Origin of the sequence: Virgibacillus necropolis, assembly GCF_044793635.1 — a bacterium.
Classification (GTDB): Bacteria; Bacillota; Bacilli; order Bacillales; family Amphibacillaceae; genus Virgibacillus_F; species Virgibacillus_F necropolis_A.
Map to the genome: position 1 here is coordinate 266,410 of NZ_CP084992.1, position 22,422 is coordinate 288,831.

The following is a 22,422-nucleotide window of genomic DNA, read 5'->3' on the forward strand; positions in this document are numbered from 1 at the left end:
TGAAGAAAACCTTAGTTTCCATATAATTTATACCTTTATGTGAAAATAACAGGGATATCCCCTGTTATTTTGTTTCGGTAAAATAATTTTTAAAAAAGCCACCAATACGATTGCTGTTATCGATAATAAAATAAAACTCATCTGTTTCGTTTTTTACATCGTAAACTTTTCCCGGTGTTAATTTATTATGAACGATGAACTTTTTTGCATCTGCATGAACACATTTAATTTGTTTAATAGTATTTCGATCTTCCCAGTTTTTGTGAATCATAACGTACCCCCAAAATTGTTTTGTTTACATAATATTTTACAGTTATTTTCTAGTTAAATAGATGTAAATAATTCTCGTAGCCTTCTTCATTCATTTTTGCTTTTGGAATAAAACGCATAGCAGCTGAATTCATGCAATATCGTAATCCACCTTTATCTTTTGGTCCATCATTAAACACATGACCGAGATGTGAATCAGAGGTTTTACTTCGAACTTCCGTACGTCGCATACCTAGAGTTGTGTCCGATTTCTCATCTAGTTGATAGTTGTCAACGGGCTTAGTAAAGCTTGGCCAACCACAGCCAGCATCAAATTGTTCTTTTGACGTGAATAAAACTTCACCAGAAATTATATCAACATATATGCCATCCGCTTCATTATCCCAATATTCATTTTGAAACGGTCTTTCTGTTCCATTCTCTTGTGTTACTTTATATTGAATTGGTGATAATTGCTCTTTTAATTTAGTTTTATCTTTCTTTGGCGCCCAATTGCTTTTAATAAAATCAGCTCTTCCTGATCCTTTTTTGTATAACCGATAATGAAATGAATTTTTCTTATAATAATCTTGATGATTTTCTTCTGCCCTATAAAATGGTTCAGCAGGTAAAATCTTAGTTACAATTGGTTTTGAAAATCTTCCACCAGATTCTAGCTTTTGTTTAGATTCTTCCGCAATAAGACGTTGGTTTTCGTTATGATAAAAAATAGCGGTTTGGTAGGACTCTCCACGGTCATTGAATTGACCACCTATATCAGTTGGATCAATCTGTTGCCAGAAAGTTTCTACAATGCGTTCATATGGCATTACCGAAGAATCGAATGTGATCTGAACCGCTTCCACATGTCCAGTAGAATTGGAGCATACTTCCTCATACGTAGGATTTTCCGTCCTACCTCCTGTATAACCAGAAACAACCTCTTTAATACCTGGACGTTCATCAAACGGTTCTACCATACACCAAAAGCACCCACCTGCAAATGTGGCTAGTTCATTTTTTGAAGTCATGACCTATTCCTCCAATCCTAATATAACTCTCTCTATTTTTTCCTTTTTTATAAAAAAAATCAAGTGTTCGGCTTATATTTTTAAATATATAATTTCGGTTTCGATTGATTAGCTCGATTAGCTCGATTTGATTTATTTTCATGCTTTGTTTCTTTAACAGATTCGTCAGATTGTACTGGTCGTCGTTCCTTTGTATTAGTATGTGTGTCATCTTCAGTTTCATCCGATTCATTTAATGCCTTCATCATTTTAATCATCGCTGGTAAGTTTTTCACCATTGGACCGTATTCTTTGATCATAGGAGCTGCTGATTCTACCATATTCATCACTTGCTGAACATTAGCGAGTGTTTTTGTTAATCCTCCATTGCTAGGATTTAAAAATGATGCAATAGATGCAGGGATGGATGAAGTTGATCTTGGAGCTGGATACATATTAGATGATCGATTAGGCCGCATGCTAAATGGATCATTCACTCGTCTTTGTGGTACTGGTGGACGATTATTTGTAGGAAACACTTTACATACCTCATTTCTATATGATTTGTCTAGATAGTTTACGTAAAATGCTTAAATTGGTGTAGGCTGTTCATGCATAACAAAAGCCTTTGTCTCATTATAAGACAAAGGCCCTTCTTAGTTGACTTATATTTAATTGAAATATAGAAATATTCCTATAAGTATTTCCCGGGAAAGCGCAGGATATAACATTTATTTTGGATATGGCTGCAGTTTTTGACGAATTTTATCATTTATTCTATTACCTTGTTGCAATTTATATTTGCCCGAATTGAAATCCGAATTTTGATCCACTGTGTGATGGTGATATTTGCAGCTTGGCATGAATTTCACTTTTTAGATGTGGTACATGTGAAATAATTCCCAGTAAACGATTGCTTTGTTGTAAATCTTTTAAACAGTCAATTGCCTGCTGCAGGGATTCCTCGTCTAATGTACCAAAACCTTCATCAATAAATAATGTGTCTAACTGTACACCGCCCGCATGCGTCTGTACAACATCGGCTAAACCTAATGCTAAGCTTAGGGCAGCCTTAAAGCCTTCTCCACCGGATAACGTCTTTACTGATCGTTGTTGTCCGGTATGGTGATCCAATACTTCCAAGTCTAATCCGCTCTGAGCCCCTCTTTTTGCAACTTGCCCACTTCTAATTAATTGGTAACGATGATTACTCATACGATCCAGTCTCAGGTTTGCCTGTAAAATAATTTCATCTAGGAATGAAGCTAATACATACCGTTCAAACGAGAGTCTTAATGAATTATTACCTTGAGCTAGATCAGCCAAATCACCGATTGTATAAAAATCATTTTCCAGTTTCTGTTGATCGCCAAGTTGGGTTGAAACAGCTTTATGAATTTGTTCATCATTATTTATTTTAATACGTAGTAGTTGGAGTTTTTCACTGATCTGATCCAATTCCTTTTGCTTAAGATGCAATTCGTTTTCTAGTTTTTCAATCTCTGGCCGGGTTTTATCTTGTATTTCATGCATAAGTGTCTTTAACGTATAGGCGATTTCCTCACATCTTTTTTCGTATCTTTGAACTGTTTCTTCTAAGTTGAGTATCTCCCCTTCTGTAAGACTTGCGAATTGATACTGTTCGATTGAAGTAAAACCACATGATTCGACCTGCCGTTTAAAAAGATTTTCTTGTTTAATGAAATTTTCATTTGCTCTTATTGCTGTTTTTTGTCTTTCTTCTAAAATGGTTTTCTCCTTTTGTATAGACTCACGAGTATCCTGATAATCTTTTTTCAATTTCTCCCATGCATTTACCCACTTATTGTATTCTTGCTCTTTTTTAGAAATTTCCATTTGGAACTTCGTTGGATCTGTTACATGATCGGGTATGTTATTTTTTAATTCTTCAATCTTTGATTCATATTTAAGTAGTTTATCATGTGTGTTTTGGTGGTCTTTAGAAAATTGATCAAACGTTTGTTTAACTTTTTCTCTCCTCACTTTAAGTGCTGATTTATTAGTCTTTATCGCCTGGAATTCTTCAATTTGTTTATATAATGCATCGCGTTTTTCATGGAATTGTTTATCCTTCTTCTTCCAATCGTTAAACGTTAAAGCAATATTATCTTTATCAAAATCAAATACTTTTTCTCTTATTTCTTCTTCTAGTTTATCAACTAAAAGTCGTTGACTCTGCCCTTCTGACTTGCTTTCTATATATGTTTTTTGAAAATCTTCTACTGCTCGTTCATGTTGATCGAGCTTCTGTTCAGTTGCTTTCATTAAAGTTGTATCTACCGAATGTTCATGAGTTGTAGCCTTGGATGGATGCTCATGCGACCCACATACTGGACATGGCTTATCATAATCTAATTGCCCTGCTAGAACGACTGCGTACTCTTTCTTTTGTGCTTCGTCTAATTTCCGATATTCTTCTTTAAGGCTACTCAATTCCTTCTGTTTCTGTTGAAAAGTAGTTTCTATCTGTTTATAGTTGGTACGCAATTTTAACAATTTCTTATTTTCATTATCAAATCTAGTAAGCTGTTTAATAATAAAAGTTGCTTTCTCGCATTTTTCTTTCACATCATAGTATTGCTTCGTTACTTCCTGTTCATTTTGAAGAATTGCATCAGTTTTTTCGATATCACGATCAATATTCTCTATATTCTTTTGTGTATTGGTCAACTGTTTGTTTAATTCATTTCGCTCTTTTGTTATTTCCATTGTTTCTTTGTGTAGTTTCACGTACAGATTAACATATTCTAGTTGCTGCTTTTCCTTACTGATTGTTTCTTTGAACTGATCGCGCACGTCTTCTTGTTGTAGCTGATGATTGTACGATTCAGAGATTGCCTCATACTTACTTTGTAATGCAGCTACGAGATCTTGTTGCTTTTGTAGCCCATTTTGTTCATCCGTCCATTCTTTTTTACGTGCCTTCATTTGTTCTTCAAATGGAGAAACTTTAGAAGCACTTGTTGCTGCTTTTAACTTTTCTTTCGTTTCTTTTATTGAAGCTTCACTTTGTTTCAATTCCTTTTGTTCCTGCTCCAGCTTTTCTTTTTGTACAAACTTTTCTTCCAACATTTTTGCATCCTGCAGTGCTTGTTGCATTTGTTGAACAACTTGTTGTTGCTTAACTCTTTTCTTATCTTCATTCGCATCTAATTTGTGGGTCTCAGCAATTTCATTTGTTAATTTTTCCAGAATAAATGGAATGGTATCTGCATCTTCAGGAACAGTATTCGTCCATTCAATTTTACTTAGTTCTTGTTGAATTGCTTGTTCAATAAAAGCTATCTTATCCTTTAATGTTCGAGCTTCTGTTTTCAACTGATCAGCCATTCGTTCATAAAAATACGTATGGAAAATTTTTTGTAGTACTGCTTCACGTTCTTTACTGTTTTCCGAAATTAATTTCCGAAATTCACCTTGTGGTATAAGAATCATTTTACGAAACTGTTCATAATCAAATCCTAATTTACTTTCTAATGTTTCGTTTACCTCTTTTATACGAGAATAAAGCAATGTTTTTTCCCCATCTTTTATTTCATATAAAATTGCCTTAGGAGGGTCATCTGTATATCCATCACCACGTTCTTTTTTCTTATACTGTTTTGGACTACGCGCAACGATATATTCTTTTTGATTCAGGGCAAAATGAAATTGTACTTCGGTTTGATCATCCATTGTTGCAAAATGACTCCGTAATGAATCCTGGTCGCGATCAGATCCGCTTGCACGTCCATATAAGGCATAACAAATAGCATCAAAAATAGTAGTCTTTCCAGATCCAGTTGGACCTGTGATGAGAAAAATAGATTCACCACCTAATTCATTAAAATCTATTGTTTGTTGATCCCAATATGGTCCGAACGCTTTTACACTTAATGAAATTGCACGCATTCTATTCACCCCTTTCGTCAGTAATGAGTTGATCTACGACTTTTTCAACATGCCGCATACTTGTATCAGAAATTGGTTCACCTTTTATCTCTTCGTAAAATTGAGCAAATAATTCTGTATGTGATTTCGTTTGTTGTTGTCTAATTTTTTGAAGGTCTATTAAACTCTTTGATGATGTTAGGGATGTACGCTCTAACCGTAGTATATTCGGATAAATTTTGCGCAGTTTATTCATTGGATCAATTATTTGCCCGTTATCTAGCAAGCTAATGTGTAAATAATCCTCATTATTTTCCAGTGGTTGATTGATTAGATCATCAAAATAACCTTCAACCACCTGCATATCATGTCTCGCTTTTAATGGAATGTAAGTCAAGTCACATTCTCCATCGTTCTTCATATCCACCATCGTTATCGATTTTTTATGGGTTGCTTCTGAAAAGGTATATTTAAGGATGGATCCACTGTACCGAATGACATCACTTTTTATACGTTGTGCCTGATGTAAATGCCCTAAAGCTACATAAGAAAATTCTTGAAATAAGCTGGCATCAACATATGGACTTCCACCGATCATAGATAAGCGTTCCTCCGATTCTGATTCCATTCCTCCTGCAATGAAGGCGTGTCCTATAAAAATATGTCGTTCATTCATGTCATATTTTGTTTTTATTTTATTGATGATTGCTGTCATCGCAGTATGGTGCGAATGAATCGAATCATCTTCAAATAATCCCCTTACCTCAGCGGGTTCTACATAAGGAATTAAGTGGAAATGAACAGGTCCATGTTCATCTTGAATTACTATTGATTCTAAATCTATATCAAGCTTTGATTTTATATAAAGCTGCTGGGAACGAAATAACTGTGTACCGAATTCTAAGCGGTCCGGGCTATCGTGATTACCGGCAATAGCCAAAACAGGAATTTTCAAATCTACAATTAATGTTGTCAATACTCTATTTAGTAATTCTACCGCTTCCTTTGGTGGTACGGCCCGATCATATAAATCACCTGCGATAATAATAACATCTGGCTGCTCATTACGTATCACTGCGATTAATTCGTTTAAGATATAATCCTGTTCATCTGTCATATGTACACTATTTACGATTTTCCCCAAATGCCAATCTGCTGTATGTAATATTTTCATGAATATTCCCCCTCGCTTCTTCTATTTTATCATAATTTGATCTATTTCTTGATTAAAGAACGTTTGTTCGATTATACTAGAGGTGAGGTGATTCTTACAATGTCAAATGATCGAGGTACAATTAAATGGACATCATTAATGCTTCCAGAGCATGTAGAACTATTAAAGCAAATGTGGCAGGAGGATAAAAGAGAACGTCAGCCAATTATGGATCCCCAAGAAATAGAATTAATTAATCAGCAAGTAGTTGAGTCGTACGAGAACCAAATCGTAATCCTACTCACCTATTATCAAAATGGCCGAAGACATGACGCTATTGGTCGTATCAGTAAATTACATCCTCAAACAAAAAAAATAAGTTTAAAAACTGCGGACTCATGTTTAGAGATTTCTTTTTCCTCCATTTTATCCATCAGCGTTCGTTAAAAAAAGCTCTGGTATGCGATATACCAGAGCAATCTTACTTTTCTTTTATCAAATATACATCCCAAAGTTCATCAAACACTTGTAATGCATTTGTGAAGGGACTGTTCCATTCTAAATAATTGCTAATTTCATCATAATCCGTTGAATGTTTCGGAAAACTACTATCGTAAAAAACGAAATCTGCTAAACGGCTTTGATCAGTGGGTTTCTTTTTCCCTCGATATGTCAAAATAAAATGATAAAATGAACGCATCCATGCACCTCACTTACTCAATTGTGTCTTTTTCCATAAACTCCTGATGTTTTTTCAACTTTTTTCTATAAACAGCTTTTGAACAATAAATACTAATTTCATACAAAAGAATTAGTGGAATAGCTACTATTGTTTGTAGTATAAAATCTGGTGGTGTCACAATGGTTCCAATAATAACTAAAACGAAATATGCGTATTTCCTTACCTTTCTCATATAATCCGGTGTAATTACACCCAAACTAGTTAAAAACATAGCTATGATTGGTATTTCGAATAGTATAGCAAATGGAAGAGTTACATGCAGCATAAATTTAAAGTACTTATCTACGGTGAAAAGCTCGTTAAACATTCCATCATTTAATGATAGAAGAAATGGTAAAATGAGCTCAACAAAAAGAAAGTAACCAAACGCTAAACCAATTAGAAACAAAATAAAAATGGCTGGTATGTATGCTAAAGATGCTTTTTGTTCATTAGGTGTTAATCCAGGTTTAATAAATAACCAAATTTGCAAGCATAGAATAGGTATGGTAACTATTAGAGCAACAAGACCTGCCATCGTAAAATAAATCCATATGATATCACCAGGACTAGTTACATTCAATGTAAAATCGAGATCATTAACAAAAAAGCCATAAATCTCTTTTACATAAATAAACCCTACGATAAAAAACCCCACAAAAAAAATTGCCGTAACAATTAATCTATTTCTAAGTTCAGATAAATGTCCTGTGACATTCATTTCTTTTTCAAGCTGATTTTCTTGTTCTTCTGACATTATTTCACTCTCCTAGAGCTTAAGCACAAAAGAAGATGTAAGGCAATTCCCCTACACCTTCCAACATTAGTTTGATGATTTGTCATTTTTGTCTTTTTTATCGGATTCATCGTCACTCATAATATCTTTTGTTGCATTTTTAAATTCTTTTAATGAACTACCAAATGATTTTCCTATCTCTGGTAATTTAGAAGGACCAAAAATGACTAAAGCGATTACGAGGATAATAATTAATCCAGGTACACCAATGTTACTTAACATATAAAATCACTCCGAAAGATATTATTTACTTTCTTCACCCTTAACAATAGCTTTTACCTCTTTTATATCATCTGCAGCATCACCTGTTAAATCACGTGCAGAATTTTTAAATTCACGTAATGTTTGACCGGCAGCTTTTCCAATTTCCGGCAATTTTTTCGGGCCAAAAACAACTAGCGCTACAATAAGAATTAAGATCAATCCTGGTACTCCAATACTTGATAACATGTATAACACCTTCTTTACTAGATAATCTCATTATACTTCAATAAAAAATTCATAGTTATAAATTTAAAAAATATCACACAAAGTTCAAAATCAACTATTCTACATTATTCGCTTATAGTTTAACATGGTTATCGTTCAGATAACAAGCTATAATCGTTTCGCCTCTTCATATTGTACGGGATTGTTCATGTTAAAAAAGTGCTTCTCTAGTTCCTTATAAGGAATGCCTGGGAACTCGTCTACATATTTTACATGAATATGTTCAAATAGCAATTTTACCTTGCGTTCCCCCGAATCTAATTGGCTTTGAAGTTTGTTTACTATATTTCTACAATAAACACCAGATAGAGGATGCATTTTCTCCTTATGGATTGGAATAACTGCATCAAACCCTTCCAATTGTTCAAGCAAATACAAATATACTTGTTGATTTACAAAAGGAGTATCACACGCACTAATGAGGAAGACATCTGAATCTACTTGGGAAAGGATCGCCTCAATGCCTGCAAGTGGACCTTGATCTTTATACCGATCTTCAACTATAGGTAATCCAAGGTAAGAAAATAAAGATGCGTCATTCGAATTGATAACAATCTCATCACTTATTGATTTCATTTCATCCGCAATATGCTCAATAACCGTTCTGTTATGTAATGGTAGCAGTGCCTTATTCGTACCCATTCTAGTGGAATGGCCACCTGCTAAAATCACACCACACCTATTCATATTATTGTTTCCGATCATATTGCAGGAAGTAATAATCATATGGATTCTTCTCGTTTTTCTCCCCTTTTTCCTTACTCGTTAAAGTCCATTCATCTTTAGAAAAAGCAGGAAAATACGTATCACCTTCAAAGGATTCATCGATCCACGTAATATACATACGATCTACAAAAGGTAATACTTGTTCAAAAATCGTTGCCCCACCAATAACCATAAACTCTTTTTCTGGATTTTTTTCGTTCCATTCTTTTATCGTATTAATGTCATGAATCACTTCAACTTCCTCGGGGTATGAAGGATTTTGACTTGTTAATACGACACTTTTTCGGTTTGGTAAAGGTCTACCAAGTGAATCATACGTTTTCCGCCCCATAATCATAGTATGTCCCGTAGTTTTCTCTTTAAAAAACTTTAGATCTTTTGGCAATTGCCATGGTAAATCATTATTTAAACCTATTACACGATTACGGTCCATTGCGACAACAAATGATAGCATAATGAATCCCTCCTAGGACAGTATTATACAGCTATTGGTGCTTTAATAGCCGGGTGTGGATTATAGTCCTTTAATTCAAAGTCGTTCATATCAAAATCAAATATACTTGTTTTACCTTTATTTAAGACTAGCTTTGGAAATGGTTTACTATCTCTCCCGAGTTGAATGTTTACCTGGTCAATATGATTCGCATAAATATGTGCATCTCCAAATGTGTGAATGAATTCTCCAACCTCTAGATCACATTCATGTGCTATTAAATGGGTTAGCAGAGCATAACTTGCGATGTTAAATGGTACTCCTAAGAAAATATCTGCACTTCTCTGATATAACTGACATGATAATTTGCCATCAGCAACATAAAATTGAAATATTGTATGGCATGGAGGTAATGCCATGTTAGGGACATCCTCAGGATTCCAAGCTGAAACAATATGCCTTCTCGAATCTGGTTTATTTCGGATAGAATCAATGACTTCTTTCAACTGGTCTATCGTTTCATTTTGGGAGGTTCTCCAGTTACGCCACTGCTTTCCATATACAGAACCTAAATCCCCAAATTTTGCTGCAAACGCATCATCTTGTAGAATGCTTTCTTTAAAAATTGTCATTTGTTCTTGGTATTGTTTATTAAATGCATCATCTGTTTGACATCGATTTCCAAAATCTGTCATATCTGGGCCGGCATATTCTGTGCTTTCTACCCAATTTTTAAATGCCCATTCATTCCAAATATTATTATTATTTTCCAACAAAAAGCGGATATTTGTATCCCCTTTAATAAACCACAATAATTCACTTGCAACTAGACGAAACGGAACCTTTTTAGTAGTTAATAGTGGAAACCCTTGACTTAAATCAAAGCGAATTTGGTGTCCGAAAACAGAATACGTACCTGTATTTGTTCGATCTTCTTTTTTATTTCCATTGTCAAGAACATGCTGACACATGTCTAAATATGCTTGTTCACCATTATACATTTTCTTGCCTCCGCACTTTAATAGGATATTCGTAACTTATTGTAACATAACCCGATACTCCATACGAACGAAATCTGGGTGTTTAAGTTACTATTCTTTCTTCCAGGTTTACTATTAAAATGCAGTTACAATAGCCAAGTTATTGTGACAGCCCCGTATCTTATATGTTAGCCTGCTGTAACCTAAACGTAACCTCGTTGGGTCATATAAACAATTATTTTGTCATAAATCTGTTAGAAGATTCTTATTTAGAAAGGGGATAGTTGTGTGTTAAATGCTACTGTAGAAAACGTAGTAAAACAATCGTTCCTGTACAGCTATGTGTTAAGTCAGCCGTTCGCTGTTTATGTAGATTCGTATCCCATGGTGCAGAGCAAAATACTGTTAGAAGCGGAATATTTGAAATACGGTGAACATGGAGAGTCCATTCGGGTACTACAGCAAAAACTAAATAAGTTATCCTATTTTGATGATGAAATTGATGGGGATTTCGACATATTAACTGAACATGCATTAAAAAGATTTCAAAAGGAACATGGAATTTTTGTCACTGGTCAGGCGGATATGCAAACCCTGCACATCATTATACAGGCAGAAAAAGAAAAATATCTTAATCAGTTAGTTGACCTATCAGATTCCATTTCACGTGGTATGGTAAGCGAAGATGTTAAGATTGTCCAAGAAGCACTACAATATTTTGGTTATTATAAAGGTGAAATTGATAGTAGTTACGGACCGCTAACGGCAAAAGCGATAAAAATAGCTGAGGAAAAACACGACGTTGATCTAACAAAAGAAGTAACCGAAACACACCTTCAGACCCTACATACTGCTGTTGATCAGAAACTCGATGAAAATAAAAAGGAAAAGATCGAAAAGGAGCCAAAACAAGAAATAGAATCGGATACAAAAGAAGTTGAAGTCATACAAAAGGAAGAAAAAGCAAAAAAAGTGAAAGTTCAAGCCTCTGCAAATAATGGAGCTGTAAGTATAGCACGTTCATTAATTGGTACTCCATACGTTTGGGGCGGTGAAACTGTTAATGGTTTCGATTGTAGCGGATTTATACAATATATCTTTGAAAAGCAAAACATTAACGTACCAAGAACAGTTAGTGACATGTGGAATTTTGCTACCCCTGTTGGAAACCCCTCTGTTGGAGATTTAGTCTTCTATGAAACGTATAAGCCAGGCCCATCCCATATGGGTATTTACATCGGAAATAATAAATTCATTCATGCAGGTTCAAATGGTGTAGAAATAACGGATATGAGCTACGCTTATTGGCAAAATAGATATCTTGGTGCTAAACGAGTGAAATAGATTAACAAAGGCCCCTTGGATCAACCATGGGGCTCAATATAATTACTTCATTTATACCTGTAATTACTAAATTTCACTAACTGAAAAAAGTAAACGGGAAAAACAACCAATAGTCATCAACATAGAGAACTAAAATAAGACCAACCATTAATCCTACAATCACAAATAATGTTAACTGCAGATTATTTTTAATTATGTTAAATGAATATCCAACAGCTAGAAATATGAAAACAAACGTTAACCCTACCGTTATTTGACCAATTGAAAAACCACCTATAAAACTAAAAATGTATGTAAAAAGCGCTGCAACCCAATAAAGCTGATGATTGCCTTTTATAGCTAGAATGGTAGTTATTACAGTAATGAACAAGGCTGCATAAAAGACGATAGTAAAGAACATTTTTATCTCCCCCATACTTCCGTGTTTTAATTCGCTAACTTAGCCTTTACCACAAAGCCTCTTCCTCATTTGTAATTTCATAATAGACGGGCATTATCAAAAAAAGTGCTAGGAATGCAATCACTACATAACTAATGATGAAAACTAAAGACACCTGAAAAAATACTAATAAAAACCATATAAACGTAAAAGGCATAGACATAAACGAGGATAGCTTTCTTGATTTGGCAGCAAGAAATTGTGTTTCCCCACAATATGGACATTTTAATCTCATTCGGAAAGTAAACATGGTGCGTATTGTGGCTTTCGAACTCCATGTACGTTGACACTTTTGACACGTTGGCAATGTAATCCCTCCTTCGCTATGGACTAGTCCTTCCACTCACGAAAAAACTGATCTAAATAAGCTTCCATAAATGCGTGACGCTCCTGTGCTATCTTTATAGCAGTTGGGGTATTCATTAGATTTTTCAACTTTAGTAATTTATCGTAAAAATGCTGGATAGATGTATTTTCTGGATTTTCATCATGATAAATGAGTTGCTCTTTGGTTCCACCGTATGCAAACACCCGTGAAATGCCTATTGCGCCAATTGCATCTAGTCTGTCCGCATCCTGAACGATTTCTCCTGCTAGTGTTGCCGGTGTTTTACCTTTACTGAAGGAAACATCTTTGATTGCTTCATAAATTAGTTCAATCGAATTCCTATCAATCTCTATTTTTGTTAATATATCATCCATTTCATTTCTGGCTTGTTCAGGGTTTGTAAATAATTTCTTATCTCCAATATCATGCAGCCATGCAGCCGTTTCACAAATAAATGAATCGGCTCCTTCTTTTTCTGCTATAGTTTTAGCCATTCGTGCAACACGTTCCATATGATAATAATCATGTCCTGTGGCATCATTATGAAATAGCTCGAAGACATAGTCGCGAATTGTTTGAAGCTGGTCTTTTTTTCTATCCATTAAAACAACCCTATTATTTTTCCGTCTTCTGTTACATCCATATTATATGCAGCAGGTTCCTTAGGTAATCCTGGCATTGTCATCATTTCACCTGTTAACACAACGATAAATCCAGCACCTATTGATGCATGTAATTCGCGAATCGACACAGTGAACCCTTCAGGTCGGCCAAGTAAAGTTGGATCATCACTTAAGGAGTATTGTGTTTTGGCCATGCAGATTGGTAACTTGCCCCATCCTTGTTTTTCATAAAAAACAAGTTGTTTTTTTGCTTTTTGGGAAAACTCTATATCGTCTGCACCATAAATTTTTTGGGCAATCATTCTAATTTTCGTTTCTAATGTTGCATTAACATCATACGTATATTGGAAATCACGCTCATTTGAAGCGGTTTTACCAATAACTTTATCTGCTAGCTCTATTCCACCTGCTCCACCTTTTGACCATACATCTGTTAGTGCAACTTCTGCACCATTGGATTCACACCATGTTTGTATAAAATCTGTTTCAGCTTCAGTATCTGTTGGAAATTTATTAATAGCGACGACATATGGCAAACCAAATTGTTCAATTGTTTCCATATGCTTTTTTAAATTAGCCATCCCATTTTTCAATGCCTTAACATTTTCTTCTTTAAGGTTATTTTTATCGACACCCCCATGCATTTTCAAAGCACGTACTGTTGCAACAATTACAACTGCAGAAGTATCAATATCTCCAGCTCGTGACTTAATATCAAGAAATTTTTCTGCACCTAAATCGGCACCGAAACCAGCTTCTGTTACGACGTAATCCCCGAGCTTAGCTGCTGTTTTTGTTGCCATAATACTGTTGCATCCATGAGCAATATTAGCAAATGGCCCTCCATGGATAATTGCAGGAGTGCTTTCGGTAGTTTGAACTAGATTTGGTTTTATAGCATCTTTTAAAAGTAATGTTAAAGCTCCCTCGATTTTTAAATCTCTAACAGTAACTGGCTCTTCATCGTATGTATAGCCGATTACAATTCGTGAAATGCGCTCCTTTAAATCTTCCAATCCAATTGATAAACATAATATAGCCATAATTTCAGATGCTACGGTAATTGTAAATCCATCTTCACGTGGAACTCCTCGAAGCGGTCCTCCCAGTCCAACAACAATTTGTCTTAGCACTCGATCATTCATATCCATTACACGCTTCCATTCCACTCTTCGTGGATCAATATTTAATTCATTACCACGATGAATATGATTATCAATGATGGCAGACAATGCATTATTTGCACTGGTTATGGCATGAAGATCCCCTGTGAAATGTAAATTTATGTCTTCCATCGGTAATACCTGTGAATATCCTCCACCAGCGGCCCCACCTTTCATACCCATTACAGGACCAAGTGAAGGTTCACGCAATGCGATAATTGCTTTTTTATTCAATTTATTTAACGCTTGTCCTAAACCAACTGTTACCGTAGATTTACCTTCCCCAGCTGGAGTAGGATTGATAGATGTTACAAGAACAACTTTACCATCAGGTTTATCATGTAATTTTTTCAAAAGATTATCTGATAGTTTTGCTTTAGTATGACCATATGGTTCAAAGTCCTCTTCAGTTAAATGAAGGTCCTTCGCAATATCTCCTATTGGTTTTAGTTCTGCTTCTTGCGCAATTTCAATATCTGTTTTCAATACTACATCCCCTTTCATTTATCAATATAACTAGTGTACATTAAATTGGAAAAGAGTTATATGAAAAATACAAAAATAAGGTAAAAGGTAATAAGAATATAGGTTTTTTTCCTTGACTGAATAGTCTAAATAAGCTATATTGGACACAAGCAAAGAAGATGTTTTGAATCATGAATAAGTAGTGATATCGATCTGCTTTGTATTAACACGTTTGACGTGAAAGTTTTTAGGAGGATTAATCACATGGAAAACGGTACAGTAAAATGGTTTAATGCGGAAAAAGGCTATGGTTTCATCCAAGTTGAAGATGGAGATGATGTATTTGTACATTATTCAGCTATCCAAGAAGAAGGATTTAAATCATTAGAAGAAGGTCAAGCAGTTTCATTTGAAATTATCGAAGGTGAACGCGGACCACAAGCTGCAAACGTCACGAAAAAATAATGGATAAATATATGAACCGGTAATCTAAAATGATTACCGGTTTTTTTGGTTTCTAGCTCCAGCGCCCATTGCCATATTCGTGCGCTTGTGCGTGTATACTCCCTTGCATTAGATATGAGGATTCCGTATAATGAATTTTGTTGATTTTTTACCGCGGTTCGCAAACTCCCGCGTTATCAAAACTAAGGAGGAAATTATGATGTCCAATGAAATAATATGGATTCTGTTTGCAATTTTTAATTTTTCTTTACTAATTATTTTTTACCGTATATTTGGTAAGATGGGGTTGTTCGTCTGGATTGGTATTGCTACGGTTATAGCAAATATACAGGTACTCAAAACTGTTGAACTATTTGGTTTAACTGCTACGTTAGGTAATATCATTTACGGTTCTGCCTACCTGGCAACGGATATATTAAACGAGAAATACAGTAAAGATGATGCTAAAAAGGCTGTTTGGTTAGGGTTTTCAACTTTAATTGCGATGACTGTTATGATGCAGATTGCATTAGTATTCGAGCCAGGCCAAAGTGATTTTGCCCAAGGTTCTCTAGAAACCTTATTTGGTTTAATTCCCCAAATTGCTCTAGGTAGCATGGCTGCATACATCATTAGTCAATATTTCGATGTTTGGATCTATGATAAGATTCGGAAGGTTCTACCACAAACTAAGTATTTGTGGATTCGGAATAATGTCGGAACAATGTTGAGTCAATTGCTTGATACTATCGTGTTTTGTAGTATAGCTTTTTATGGCCAATATCCATTCGATGTTTGGCTAGAAATCTTCATTACAACCTATGTAATAAAATTTGTAGTCGCATTAATTGATTCGCCGTTCATGTATATTGCAAAATTCATGCACAAAAAAGAGTAGTTAATCTATAATCATATTGCTAGAGGCTGGGACATAACTAGCCAAAATTAACTTAAAAATGGTTCCGATCATCGGTTTTTGATGATCGGAACCATTTTTCGTTGGATTATTTTCATTATCTTTTCGTTGATTTATCTTCATGGCGGTGTACTTCCTCAAGTTTACCGCCATGAATGCAAATCCTAATTCATTTTCTACCTTCTCTTCACCCCTCACAGACATACGAGTGAAGCACAAATTAGCCTTCAGGAATCCGAAGACTGGCTCCACATCGATTTTACGATTGCCGTAGATTTCACCAGTTTCCTCTTCCGAAAGCAGCTGCCTAATATATGCTTTTTGGCGTTCCCATTTTTCATTGTAATAAATTTTTCGATTATTTCCTTCCTTCGCTTTGGTGCATTGGGAACGCAATGGACAATCTGAACAGTCCTCACACTCATAGACTTTAAACGTTCGTGTCAGTCCGTATTTGTCTGTTCGATTGGACACGTGCCGGAACATCAATTGTTTTCCATTTGGACAGGTAAACGTATCGTCTTCCTTGTTATATTCCCAATTGGCTGTATGGAAAACGTTATTTTTATGTTTCTTTTTCTTCTCTTTTCGATACTGGTTATAGGTAATCAGCGGGGTGCGTTTTCGATTCTCCATGACATCTTCGTAGTTTTGTTCACTTCCGTACCCTGCGTCAGCGACAATATGCTTCGGCAACTTAAAGAAATTGTTCTCTATGTTATCCAGAAATGGAATGAAGGTGCGTGTATCTGTCGGGTTTGGGAATACATCATAAGCGAGCACATATTGTCCTTCCGTCGCAGCCTGCACATTGTAACCTGCTTTTAGTTGACCGTTCTTCATATAATCATCTTTCATTCGCATAAAAGTGGCATCATGATCCGTCTTCGAGTAACTGTTGCGTTCTCCAAAGACTTCCATGTCGTTTTGGTATTTTTGTTTACGCGCCACAAAATCTTTAAATTGTTTGCGGTATTGTTTGGGTGCTTTGCGCTCCGATCGAACTTGTTTTCGTTCGCTACCGACCTCGCTCGCTTCTATTTTTTTGTCGTAGGTCATTACCTCGTCATCAAGCTGTTTCACGACTTTTGTGAGTTCGTCAGTGGAAAGTTCGTCCGAACTTTCGCGTTCAATGCCTGGAATAATTTCTTTTTCCAATAATTCATCATACATTTGGTTGGACTTTTCCACCAAATTAACACTGTACCTTTCAATCGATTTACGCCATACAAACGTAAATTTATTAGCATTCGCCTCAACCTTGGTTCCATCAATAAAAATCGCTTCTTCATCAATCTGTTTTTCTTTCACCAACTGACAACGGAATTGCACGAAACACTGACGGAGTATTTCTTTAACCTCTGGATGCACACGAAAACGATTGATGGTACGATAACTTGGTTCATATCCTTGCGCTAACCACATCATACGCACACTGTCTTTGAGTAACCCTTCGATTTTTCTTCCAGAAAAAACCGACTGCGTGTAGGCACACAAGATAACTTTCATCATCATTTGCGGGTGATAGGCTGGACATCCAGTTTCACGAGAAAAGGTAGCGAATGCTTCATCCGGAATCTGTGTTACAACATCATTTACCGCATAGGCAATATCATTTTTGTCCAACTTTATTTCTAAATCTAGCGGCAAAACAACTTGATTTATGTTATAATTTTTAAACATAAGAATCCCTCCGATAGTTATTGTGTAGTTACTTTAATTCTATCAAAAGGGGTTCTTTTTGTTTAGTGAAAATATACGATTATATAATAAAAGCGCGGTATTTCACCTACACGGTGAGTACCACGCTTTTATTTATTTACTGAGTTTTGTCCCAGCCTCTTTATAAACTTACAATTTTAGGTATTTCAAAGTCAAAGTTCATTATCAAGGAATTTTTATATATCCTTTTTACAAAATCATATTCGTTTTCAGTATATGACTTAAAATCCCTTTTTCTACTCAATAAATAGAAAGCTTGATAGATTTCAACAGTTGTATTAATTGTCAGTGATGGATATTTTATAAGTTCGTATTTCACCCTATCATATTCCTCGAACTTAAACTCTTTGTTAAATATATAAGAATTTTCCTTATAATAATTAAATTCCAGCCTAAAGGCTTCCTCTAATTCTTGTAATAATGCTATGTTATATTTTATTTCATTCATTAAAAAAGTCTTAACAACCTTAACATTAAGTCTTTCAGCTTCTTTCTTTTCATCATTAATTCTATCGCTCTCCACTTGAATTTGTTTTTTTGCAGAATGTGAGGTTATTATCCCACCAATTAAAGCACCTATAAAACCGGATGAGGCTGTAATAATTGACATCCACAGTTCAATCAACATAATCCCTCCCTATACGAACTCTAAAAGCTTTTCGGATTTTATACTTATATGTGTACTTTAGCCATCCCTACAATCAGCTAAGGATACCTTTCTAATTGTCATCCTATTTCCACCTTTCAATATCTGTCATATATATTAAAATTTGTTTAGGAATATGAAAAGAGGCGAAATACTTATTGTATATTTCTACTGCGCTTCAACAAATAATACGGAATTTAACCTGGTTCTTATGTAAGGAGATATCATTAGTAAAATCCCAATTCTCTCATTGTCATAAATGAGAAATTGGGATTTATTTAAAATATAATCTGTATAATACGTTTATTTGATTTAAACTCAGTGTCAATCCGAGGCAAGACTAGAAAGTACCGTTGATCTCGGATTAATTCCGACCAGCTTTTTGTCACTCAATATCGCGAACGGTTAACTGGATTTTGTTGCTTTATCCTGCTTATACAAACAAACTCCGTCCATACTAAATACACAGTCGCTCCTAAAGAAAAAAAGAATACTGAACTTAATAGTCGACAACAAAACTAGTTAACATATTGTTATCCTTTTTCCATAGAACGAATGTCTGCTAGTGCTTTATCTTCAATTGGAAGTCGCCATTTAATGAGTAAAAAGATGTGTACTAAAGGAAAAGTTATTGCCGTAATCGGTGCACCGATAAGTAATGGAATCACAAATAATTCAATCCCGACTATTAAATAATTTGGATGTTTAATATAATTATACGGGCCAGTTGTACGCAAAGAAGCGCCTGGTAAAATAATAACTTTTGTATTCCAAAATTTACCTAAACTTGTAATACACCAAACCCTTGCTAACTGAGTGAGTATAAATATACTAAACAGAAAATAGTTTATCGATTCAATAGGATTATTTCTAAGTAAACATTCCACTATTATGCTGATAAAAAACAAGGCATGTACAGCAACAAACCACTTATAGTGTTCCGCGCCTCGTTCTACTCCACCTTGACGTAGCATCCATTCTTCATTTTTTCGTGCTATAACTAATTCAATCAAACGCTGACAAATTACAACTGCTAATAGAACCCAGATCCATGTTGTCAATTGCACCACTCCAAAAGTAATAATTCCGAACTAAATCCTGGCCCAAGTGAAGATAGTATACTTAACTCATTTTCGGCAACGTCTTCTTTCATCCATTCATTGAGTACAAAAATTACTGTGGCAGAAGACATATTTCCATGTTCTTTGAGCACATGATAGGAATGAAGTAATTTCTCACCTGATAGCTGTAGAACTTCCTCCATTGCCTCTATCACCTTTTTTCCGCCTGGATGAGCAATAAACGAATGAATAGTCTCTTTAGTTAGCTGATTTTCAGATAAAAAGTTCGTTATGTGGTCTTTCCATAAGGTGTTAACAAGGCTAGGAATACTTTTAGAAAAAATTACTCCAAGACCATTATTCGTTACGTCCCACCCCATAACAGACAAAGTATTCTTTTCTATGTGTGAGCTACTTTTTTTTACTTTAGGCATGGTTTTTTTATTATAACTACGGTATGGTGATTCCTCTCCTATTAATAGTGCTGCACCGACACCATCTCCAAAAAGTGCAGTTCCAATTAAATTACTTTTGGATGCATCATCTTTTTGGAACGTTAAACTACATAATTCGCAACATACTAATAAAGCTGTCTTTGTTGGGTGTGCTTTAATCCAATCAAATACTCTGGCTATTCCTATAGCACCACCGGCACAACCCAATCCCCATAATGGCAGACGCACAACATCCGGTCGAAACGGGCGCTTATTTATAAGATGTGCATCCATTGAGGGTGTAGCAATTCCTGTACTTGATACAAATGCTATCATATCAATCGCCTCATATGGAATTGTATCTTTTAAATGAAGCTCATTCGATAAGCATTGATCCATCGCCTCAAGTGAGTATTCTAATGCGTATTTTTGATATAAATCATTTTTTTCTTTAAATGTATGTGAATTCTTAAACCATTCTGCATCAACCACAAGTTGACGTTTACTAATCATGGCATGATCATAAACTGGCATTAATCTCTCTAATTGTTTTTCGTTATAGGGAAATATATGTTTTACAAGTTGTTTAACTTCATTTTGACGTAATTCATGTTTAGGAATACCAAGACCAACAGAACCAATATATGCCACTCTATCACCTCATTATCTTTCATATAGGATGCACGTTTATGAAAAAATAATACCTGTAAGAAAAGCGCAAGCGCCTTGGTCAGCCCCGACAAGTTTAAGGCGAATCTCTTAGTGATGATTTTTATCACAAAGAGATTCGCCTTAAAATCTCGAGGGGCTAGGCGCTGGAGCTAGACAGACTTTCGTTTATACTTTCCTTGCGTGAAAAAACAGGACTATGTAGGGTCCTGTTTTTGGTTTAAAGCTTATAAATGTCCGTATATTTTTCTGTTAAATAATTCACTAGATAGTCAGAGTTGAGTTTTTCATTTGTTACATCTTCAACAATCTCGAGTGGCTTCTTCATTTTCCCATACTGATGGATGTTTTTTGTTAACCATTCTCTTATTGGTGTGAAATTACCTGATGCAATTTGCCGATCTACATCCAATTCTTTTTGAAGCGTATGATTGAATTGTGCGGCATACATATACCCTAATGCATAAGAAGGAAAATAACCAAAGTCTCCCCCAGACCAATGAATATCCTGTAAAACTCCGACACGATCGTTTGGTGGAGTAACTCCTAAGTATTCTTGCATCTTTTCATTCCACAGACGTGGTAAATCTGCTACCTTTATGTCCCCATTAATCAAGCCTTTTTCAAGCTCATAACGAATCATGATATGGAGCGGATACGTTAATTCATCTGCTTCAATTCGAATAAACGATGGTTTTACTTCGTTTACAGCACGATAAAAATCATCTAATGGAACTTCCTGCAAATTCTTTGGTGCAAATGATTTAAATAAATCATAATGAGAATTCCAGAATGATTTAGTTCGACCAACAAAGTTTTCCCAGAATAAAGATTGAGACTCATGTATTCCCATTGACGTTCCATCAGAAAGTGGTGTATTCGCCAAGCTTTTACTGATATTTTGCTCATATAGAGCATGTCCGCCTTCATGTATCGTGCCAAAAACCGCTGTACGGAAATCAGTTTCATCATAATTTGTAGTCACACGTACATCATTTTGATTTAAAGCAATTGCGAACGGATGAATAGTTTCATCAAGACGTCCGGAAGAAAAGTCATATCCCATTTTTTCTAAAATAGCTAAACTAAATGCTTCTTGTTTTTCTTTTGGAAAATGCCCTTCTAAAACGGACGGATCTGGTTTAACAGAGCTAGCAGAAATTTGATCCAATAAGCCCGTTAAAGACTTTCTTAAATCTGGAAAAACCTGATCTAATGTTTTCACAGTAACACCAGGCTCATAGTTATCTAGTAATGCATCATAAATATGGTCCTTATATCCCCAATAATTCGCAAACTTTTTATTATATTCAACTAGTTGTTCTAAATATGGTTGAAACAAAGAAAAGTCGTCTTTTTCCTTAGCTTCTTGCCAAATGGATTCTGATTTGGATTGAAGCATGACATATTCTTTAAATTCAGCGGATGGAATTTTACGATTTCGTTCGTATATCTCTTCACATTCAGCCACTGTTTTCTTGATAAAATCGTCCTCTGAATGCTCCTTTAATACATCGATAAAGTTTTTCATTTTCTCTGATGTTTCAATCTGGTGTAATTTCTCTGACAAGAATCCAACCACTTCTGATCGCTGTTCCACGCCTTTTTTGGGGATTTTCGTTCTCATATCCCAATGTGTCAACATGATTGTCTCTCTGTAAGCATTTTGTTCTTTTAATAACTCTTTAAAATCTTTTTCTGCTTGTGCTACATTATCCAA

At 35.1% G+C, this 22,422-nt stretch carries 25 protein-coding genes; 4 read left to right on the forward strand and 21 right to left on the reverse strand.

Annotated features, from left to right (window positions below; translation table 11 throughout):
- Positions 1–64 precede the first annotated feature (64 nt).
- The 5 genes from LG329_RS01320 to LG329_RS01340 all read right to left on the reverse strand — a co-directional run bounded on the left by LG329_RS01320 (position 65) and on the right by LG329_RS01340 (position 6,324).
- Positions 65–271 carry a DUF6501 family protein gene (locus LG329_RS01320; RefSeq protein WP_404452782.1) on the reverse strand — a complete coding sequence of 69 codons (207 nt, stop codon included), beginning with the start codon at positions 269–271 and terminating at the stop codon, positions 65–67.
- A 49-nt stretch (positions 272–320) separates the two neighbouring features.
- On the reverse strand, positions 321–1,280 hold the full coding sequence (gene msrA / locus LG329_RS01325; RefSeq protein WP_404452783.1) for a peptide-methionine (S)-S-oxide reductase MsrA: 960 nt from the start codon (positions 1,278–1,280) through the stop codon (positions 321–323).
- A gap of 80 nt (positions 1,281–1,360) precedes the next feature.
- Complete coding sequence (gene vrrA, locus LG329_RS01330; protein ID WP_404452784.1) at positions 1,361–1,798, reverse strand: VrrA/YqfQ family protein; 438 nt, start codon at positions 1,796–1,798, stop codon at positions 1,361–1,363.
- A 256-nt stretch (positions 1,799–2,054) separates the two neighbouring features.
- Positions 2,055–5,171 carry an AAA family ATPase gene (locus LG329_RS01335; protein ID WP_404452785.1) on the reverse strand — a complete coding sequence of 1,039 codons (3,117 nt, stop codon included), beginning with the start codon at positions 5,169–5,171 and terminating at the stop codon, positions 2,055–2,057.
- A gap of 1 nt (position 5,172) precedes the next feature.
- Positions 5,173–6,324, reverse strand: a complete 1,152-nt coding sequence (locus LG329_RS01340) for an exonuclease SbcCD subunit D (RefSeq protein ID WP_404452786.1) — start codon at positions 6,322–6,324, stop codon at positions 5,173–5,175.
- 99 nt (positions 6,325–6,423) lie between these two features.
- Between LG329_RS01340 and LG329_RS01345 the strand changes: the two genes are divergently transcribed.
- On the forward strand, positions 6,424–6,750 hold the full coding sequence (locus LG329_RS01345; RefSeq protein WP_404452787.1) for a YolD-like family protein: 327 nt from the start codon (positions 6,424–6,426) through the stop codon (positions 6,748–6,750).
- A 34-nt stretch (positions 6,751–6,784) separates the two neighbouring features.
- Here LG329_RS01345 and LG329_RS01350 read toward each other — a convergent pair whose 3' ends face one another.
- The 7 genes from LG329_RS01350 to LG329_RS01380 all read right to left on the reverse strand — a co-directional run bounded on the left by LG329_RS01350 (position 6,785) and on the right by LG329_RS01380 (position 10,469).
- Entirely contained in the window at positions 6,785–7,003 is a 219-nt protein-coding gene (locus LG329_RS01350) for a YozE family protein (RefSeq protein WP_404452788.1), read from the reverse strand.
- 13 nt (positions 7,004–7,016) lie between these two features.
- Complete coding sequence (gene tatC / locus LG329_RS01355) at positions 7,017–7,781, reverse strand: twin-arginine translocase subunit TatC (RefSeq protein ID WP_404452789.1); 765 nt, start codon at positions 7,779–7,781, stop codon at positions 7,017–7,019.
- 66 nt (positions 7,782–7,847) lie between these two features.
- Positions 7,848–8,042, reverse strand: a complete 195-nt coding sequence (locus tag LG329_RS01360; protein WP_404452790.1) for a twin-arginine translocase TatA/TatE family subunit — start codon at positions 8,040–8,042, stop codon at positions 7,848–7,850.
- A gap of 21 nt (positions 8,043–8,063) precedes the next feature.
- Positions 8,064–8,270: a twin-arginine translocase TatA/TatE family subunit gene (locus tag LG329_RS01365; protein ID WP_404452791.1), complete on the reverse strand. Its 207-nt coding sequence runs from the start codon at positions 8,268–8,270 to the stop codon at positions 8,064–8,066.
- A gap of 147 nt (positions 8,271–8,417) precedes the next feature.
- Positions 8,418–8,996 (reverse strand): molybdenum cofactor guanylyltransferase, encoded by a 579-nt coding sequence (locus LG329_RS01370; protein ID WP_404452792.1) that lies wholly within the window; start codon positions 8,994–8,996, stop codon positions 8,418–8,420.
- 1 nt (position 8,997) lies between these two features.
- Positions 8,998–9,489, reverse strand: a complete 492-nt coding sequence (locus LG329_RS01375) for a dihydrofolate reductase (RefSeq protein ID WP_404452793.1) — start codon at positions 9,487–9,489, stop codon at positions 8,998–9,000.
- A 23-nt stretch (positions 9,490–9,512) separates the two neighbouring features.
- A complete protein-coding gene (locus LG329_RS01380; RefSeq protein WP_404452795.1) occupies positions 9,513–10,469 on the reverse strand; it encodes a thymidylate synthase in 957 nt (318 codons plus the stop codon).
- A gap of 267 nt (positions 10,470–10,736) precedes the next feature.
- Here LG329_RS01380 and LG329_RS01385 point away from each other — a divergent pair, with 267 nt between their 5' ends.
- Positions 10,737–11,792, forward strand: a complete 1,056-nt coding sequence (locus LG329_RS01385) for an NlpC/P60 family protein (protein WP_404452796.1) — start codon at positions 10,737–10,739, stop codon at positions 11,790–11,792.
- A gap of 76 nt (positions 11,793–11,868) precedes the next feature.
- On the opposite strand, the gene LG329_RS01390 is transcribed toward LG329_RS01385, so the two are convergent.
- Genes LG329_RS01390 through LG329_RS01405 form a run of 4 tightly spaced genes read right to left on the reverse strand, consistent with a single transcriptional unit; the run spans position 11,869 to position 14,831 of the window.
- On the reverse strand, positions 11,869–12,192 hold the full coding sequence (locus LG329_RS01390; protein ID WP_404452798.1) for a hypothetical protein: 324 nt from the start codon (positions 12,190–12,192) through the stop codon (positions 11,869–11,871).
- A 46-nt stretch (positions 12,193–12,238) separates the two neighbouring features.
- A complete protein-coding gene (locus LG329_RS01395; RefSeq protein WP_404452799.1) occupies positions 12,239–12,538 on the reverse strand; it encodes a TIGR04104 family putative zinc finger protein in 300 nt (99 codons plus the stop codon).
- A gap of 23 nt (positions 12,539–12,561) precedes the next feature.
- Positions 12,562–13,161, reverse strand: coding sequence for an HD domain-containing protein (locus LG329_RS01400; RefSeq protein ID WP_404452800.1), 600 nt, complete (start codon positions 13,159–13,161; stop codon positions 12,562–12,564).
- Positions 13,161–14,831 (reverse strand): formate--tetrahydrofolate ligase, encoded by a 1,671-nt coding sequence (locus tag LG329_RS01405; RefSeq protein ID WP_404452801.1) that lies wholly within the window; start codon positions 14,829–14,831, stop codon positions 13,161–13,163. Before LG329_RS01405 ends, LG329_RS01400 begins: the two co-directional genes overlap by 1 nt.
- Before the next feature lie 243 nt (positions 14,832–15,074).
- On the opposite strand from LG329_RS01405, the gene LG329_RS01410 reads away from it, so the two are divergent.
- Positions 15,075–15,275 carry a cold-shock protein gene (locus tag LG329_RS01410; RefSeq protein WP_404452802.1) on the forward strand — a complete coding sequence of 67 codons (201 nt, stop codon included), beginning with the start codon at positions 15,075–15,077 and terminating at the stop codon, positions 15,273–15,275.
- Between the two features lie 199 nt (positions 15,276–15,474).
- Positions 15,475–16,152 (forward strand): queuosine precursor transporter, encoded by a 678-nt coding sequence (locus tag LG329_RS01415; RefSeq protein ID WP_404452803.1) that lies wholly within the window; start codon positions 15,475–15,477, stop codon positions 16,150–16,152.
- Here LG329_RS01415 and LG329_RS01420 read toward each other — a convergent pair whose 3' ends face one another.
- From LG329_RS01420 to LG329_RS01440, 5 genes are all read right to left on the reverse strand, one after another.
- Positions 16,153–17,853, reverse strand: coding sequence for an IS1182 family transposase (locus LG329_RS01420; protein ID WP_404452804.1), 1,701 nt, complete (start codon positions 17,851–17,853; stop codon positions 16,153–16,155).
- 160 nt (positions 17,854–18,013) lie between these two features.
- On the reverse strand, positions 18,014–18,517 hold the full coding sequence (locus LG329_RS01425) for a hypothetical protein (RefSeq protein WP_404452805.1): 504 nt from the start codon (positions 18,515–18,517) through the stop codon (positions 18,014–18,016).
- A 554-nt stretch (positions 18,518–19,071) separates the two neighbouring features.
- On the reverse strand, positions 19,072–19,599 hold the full coding sequence (locus tag LG329_RS01430) for an isoprenylcysteine carboxyl methyltransferase family protein (protein WP_404452806.1): 528 nt from the start codon (positions 19,597–19,599) through the stop codon (positions 19,072–19,074).
- The gene (locus LG329_RS01435) at positions 19,596–20,684 is read right to left on the reverse strand and encodes a type III polyketide synthase (RefSeq protein WP_404452807.1); all 1,089 of its coding nucleotides are present in this window, start codon (positions 20,682–20,684) and stop codon (positions 19,596–19,598) included. Before LG329_RS01435 ends, LG329_RS01430 begins: the two co-directional genes overlap by 4 nt.
- 238 nt (positions 20,685–20,922) lie before the next feature.
- On the reverse strand, positions 20,923–22,422 hold the full coding sequence (locus tag LG329_RS01440; protein ID WP_404452809.1) for a carboxypeptidase M32: 1,500 nt from the start codon (positions 22,420–22,422) through the stop codon (positions 20,923–20,925).